We start from the raw sequence: 4,065 nt of genomic DNA on the forward strand, positions 1-4,065 counted from the left end.
ATCACCAAAGGTTCCAAAAGAAACTAAATAACCTGAGTCCATATAAATATAGAACTCAGGTTGCTTAGTTGTGTTTTTTGAATACTGTCTACTTGACAGGGGTCACTTCAATGATAGAGGACTTTCTTTACAAGAATATTCTATTTTAAAATCCTTACTTACCTTTTATTTTAAAAGATATTGCTGTAACTTCTTTATTAATAGTTCCGTCCCCTCTGGACTTACAATAATCTTCCCATTCGCTAACGAAATATTGCTGTCTGAAATATCACCTGTAAGTGCACAAGCTCTTGGAGATTGATATTTTCGTAAAATAATCTGATCCTCTTCTATAAACATTTCAAGAGAATCTTTTTCTACAATTCCTAAACTCCGTCTTATTTCCATTGGAATAACAATACGCCCCATGCTATCTGCTTTACGAGTAATCCCTCTTGATTTCATAAAATGCCACCCTTTATTTTTATCTAATATTACGGTACTTATTTTAGCAATAAACAACAATAAGGAATAGTTCGTATTACAGTACTTTTTTTAGGAATAAATACCAATTAAAAATAGCTTATGTTAGGATTGTTTCTTGTTTATTCTTCATTTTTAATATATTTATCCTTGATCATTTTTATATATTGTTTTCTTTCTGTTAGTTCAAATATAAATAATGCCTTTTTTATGTATGTTAAACCAACTTCATTAGAGTGCTGAACTTTCAATAAAATTGCACCTTTTTCAAAAAACAATTCACCTAATAAGTATAAAGTATTCATATTTATGGCTAATTTTATACCTATTTCACTATACTTAATCGCTTCTTCATATTGATTTGCAAGGTGTAGACATTTTGTTAACGTATGAATGAGTCTTAATTTGATTTCTTTTTCTCTAGGAAATTCTATCTTATTAAAATTAATTAAACTTTGTTTTAATATATTTATGCTTTTCTCATACTCTTCATTTTCTGCATGTATTATAGCAATTGAATTCATTATGCTTATTTCTTTTTCTGATAAAAAGTTACTACTACTTAAAGTTTGTTTTAGTGCTCTATTTAAAATGTCAAAAGCATTAATTGTTGCTCCATTTACATAATATATAGCAATCGCTTCATGCCATAATAGAAATTGTTTATCTTCTTTTGATTGGAAATTATTTTCGTTTTTCTCTTTTTTCACTATTTCGTAAAGCTCATTATATTCTTTTTGTTTCACACAATCTCTCATTACACATTTTACATTTTCAATATATTTTATTTTTTTATTTTTGGTCAGTGCAAATATATAATTTGGATCAATACCAAGTCTTTCAGATAGTTGATACAACAATATGCTAGATGGATAAATAATCCCTTTTTCTATCTTACTAATTTGGCTTTGTGAACATATTCCATGACATAATTCAGATTGTGACATATTTTTTTCTTTCTAAGTTCTTTAATAATAATACCAAGATTGTAGAATTCCATCTTTCCTCCCTCAAATGTAACACTTTATGAGTATAAGAATATTTTCCAACTTTTAATGTAATGTAAAATTAGTATAGTTACAATTACTATTTATATGGATTTATAGTTTTTCACAAACTTGTATCACAATATGAGAAATTATTACAATAAAGTTCACTAATAACCAATGGGAGTTTTATTCATCACCACTGATTATTAGTCCACTCCAAGCAGGCGTTTACAGGTAGTTCGATTTCTTTGTCACAGCTAAATTTTGAGGTGAGAATCTTATTGCCCGCAAATAGCGAAATTAAAAGAAATAAATATGATTTTTGACCTTTATTTCTTTTAATAGTTTCTTTTGATTTTATATAAACAATTTCGAAGGGGCTTATTTTATGAAAAGAATATTAACCGAAAGAGAATTAGAAGTGGCTATTTATGTAGCAAAAGGATATACAGATGCAGAAATTTCCAGAAAAATATATGTTACCCCTAGAAGAATTTCAACGATAATTAATCATATTAAAGAAAAATGGCATATTAATTCTAGAGTGGAATTAGGTATTTTAGTTTATCATTATGGTTTTATAGATGCACCCTTATTTTCTAATAAGGAAATTCAGCTATGCAAAAAGGTTGTACAGTAGATAGCAGAATATAAAAAGGTTAGAGAATTAACTTCTCTAACCTTTTTATATTCAATATTAGCTTTTAAACAGCCCTAATGCTACCATTAATCCTGTTATCTGTTCAACCTTGTATAAACACAAAAAAGAATTAGCCCTTCCTACTTTTCAAAACTAGTTACAATTCTCTCTTTCATTTTCTGTATTACTTCACTGCTCAATACTTTTTGACCAGCAGGAAGTTTTAATATGGCAGCGGCACCTTTGCTAAGGTATATTTCTTGATCATTATTTTGATTTACTACCAATATTCCTTGCCCTTCAAATTCGAAATAACTAATATCTTTTGTTTCATTTGTATTATTTTTTATTGCTTTATATAATCCATATAAATCTTTACTTCTATTTTCTCCGCCCGTTCGAATCGGTTCAGTATCATTCGCAACAATTAGTCCTTCTGGCTGCTCATCCTTCATAATAAACCACAGCTTTTCATTTGTTGGTAATAGTAAATTCTTAAATTCAGAGCTATTTAAAATTTGCTGTGCTGGAATTGTTTCATAGATTGGTAACGAAAATGGAGATGTTGTTATTTTTTCAAAACTTAAATTTTCAGAAGAACTTCCCTTACTATATTGATAATCTTTTAATGCGATCGATTGTACTGATTCACTTTTATTTTTTGATGCATAACTAATTTTACTAGCGAAAATAATAACGGTCATTAAGCACATGCACGGTATCACAAGCTTAAGTAGTTTTCCCATTTATGAACCCCCGCTTTTAATATTATTAGTTTGCATGGATATTATAAACAGTTTCACTCCACCAAAAATTATTATTATTATGGAACGTACTGAAATTATGATTATAATGATCACCATACCAAGGGTCCATGTATGTTATATAATCTGTTCCATTTGTCCCTTTATAAAATCCATCAAGTACTAGAAAGTGTCCGATGTTAGCTCCATTTTGCCACATAATGAGTACAATCATCGGCTGATTACTATTAATTTGACTTTTGAACCAATCATACGATTTTGCTCCAGAACTTATAGCTGAACTAACACCATATCCCGATAATCCATATTGTATTTCACGTGAAGTTGCAGGATTATTATATGATCCACCCTTAACATACCTAACGTACTGATCTTGTGAAGGAGTTTTCCCAAAATAATTTAAAACTGAAACCGAAGTGCCTGCCCAACACCAATTTGATCTTTCTTGTAATATGTTAGGTACAGATAATTTACGGTCTATTGGTGTACTTGGAGGATTTCCATTAATATACGCTGACGTTACATATACTTTTTTTCCATCTTTAAAATAGTAAAACCAACGATTATCTAAATTTCCTGTCCAGTAATCTTTAACCGCTTCACCATACTCCCATCCTTTAAAAGATACTTTTGTATTTCCGGGAATCACATCTACAATATTTGCATTCAAACTTTTCGCCTCTCTAACATTTACATTCAATGGAGCTGTTGTCCCTGAAAATTCAACTTCTTCTGCTATTATTTTCTGAACACCAATAAAACTAAATGTGAAGAACAATAAAACCATACAAACAATAAAATGCTTTCTTCCCTTCATTTCTCCACCCCTTCATCAGTACTAAAAAACATCAACAATTCATCCTTATTAATTGTTCAAGCTTAATATTACATACTAACGAAAAATGACTTCTCATAAAGTAAAACTTTAATCAGTGGGGGTTTTATTCATCCCTCACTGATTATTAGTTAAACTAATCGGGCTTTTACGGGCTGCCCGATCCCCACCTAACTTCTTTGCTCTCGCTGAATTTTGAGGTGGGAGTCTTACTGCCCGGCAAATAGCGAGATAAATTCCAATACAAAAAAGGAGCCTATAAATTTTAATCTGTACCCTTTGTAAAGGACATTTTGAAAAAAGTTAGGCAACATCAAGAAGATGATTTCTGTATCCAACAGGAGTCATCTTTTTTAAATTCCATTGATATCTATA

At 29.9% G+C, this 4,065-nt stretch carries 5 protein-coding genes and 1 pseudogene; 1 reads left to right on the top strand and 5 read right to left on the bottom strand.

From position 1 onward, the window contains the following. Window positions 1–165: 165 nt before the first annotated feature. Both MR167_RS30790 and MR167_RS30795 read right to left on the bottom strand, forming a co-directional pair. Window positions 166–444, bottom strand: a complete 279-nt coding sequence (locus tag MR167_RS30790) for an AbrB/MazE/SpoVT family DNA-binding domain-containing protein (protein ID WP_000842214.1) — start codon at window positions 442–444, stop codon at window positions 166–168. A 140-nt stretch (window positions 445–584) separates the two neighbouring features. Continuing rightward, window positions 585–1,462: pseudogene (locus MR167_RS30795) on the bottom strand (helix-turn-helix domain-containing protein). Between the two features lie 377 nt (window positions 1,463–1,839). Here MR167_RS30795 and MR167_RS30800 point away from each other — a divergent pair. After that, window positions 1,840–2,091 carry a response regulator transcription factor gene (locus MR167_RS30800; protein ID WP_000821942.1) on the top strand — a complete coding sequence of 84 codons (252 nt, stop codon included), beginning with the start codon at window positions 1,840–1,842 and terminating at the stop codon, window positions 2,089–2,091. 140 nt (window positions 2,092–2,231) lie between these two features. Here MR167_RS30800 and MR167_RS30805 read toward each other — a convergent pair whose 3' ends face one another. The 3 genes from MR167_RS30805 to MR167_RS33460 form a co-directional block, all read right to left on the bottom strand. Further along, window positions 2,232–2,837: a hypothetical protein gene (locus MR167_RS30805; protein WP_242316190.1), complete on the bottom strand. Its 606-nt coding sequence runs from the start codon at window positions 2,835–2,837 to the stop codon at window positions 2,232–2,234. Between the two features lie 25 nt (window positions 2,838–2,862). Continuing rightward, window positions 2,863–3,672 (bottom strand): papain-like cysteine protease family protein, encoded by an 810-nt coding sequence (locus tag MR167_RS30810; RefSeq protein ID WP_000678376.1) that lies wholly within the window; start codon window positions 3,670–3,672, stop codon window positions 2,863–2,865. A 321-nt stretch (window positions 3,673–3,993) separates the two neighbouring features. After that, window positions 3,994–4,065 (bottom strand): IS3 family transposase (locus MR167_RS33460; protein WP_325782561.1); only part of this gene is annotated, 72 nt, incomplete at its 5' end.

It is taken from the genome of Bacillus cereus group sp. BfR-BA-01355 (genome assembly GCF_022663675.1).
GTDB lineage: Bacteria > Bacillota > Bacilli > Bacillales > Bacillaceae_G > Bacillus_A > Bacillus_A thuringiensis_S.

Excerpts from the sequence above, each read along its gene's own strand:
- MR167_RS30790 (WP_000842214.1), bottom strand. The coding sequence starts at position 444 with ATGAAATCAAGAGGGATTACTCGTAAAGCAGATAGCATGGGGCGTATT.
- MR167_RS30800 (WP_000821942.1), top strand. The coding sequence starts at position 1,840 with ATGAAAAGAATATTAACCGAAAGAGAATTAGAAGTGGCTATTTATGTA.
- MR167_RS30805 (WP_242316190.1), bottom strand. The coding sequence starts at position 2,837 with ATGGGAAAACTACTTAAGCTTGTGATACCGTGCATGTGCTTAATGACC.
- MR167_RS30810 (WP_000678376.1), bottom strand. The coding sequence starts at position 3,672 with ATGAAGGGAAGAAAGCATTTTATTGTTTGTATGGTTTTATTGTTCTTC.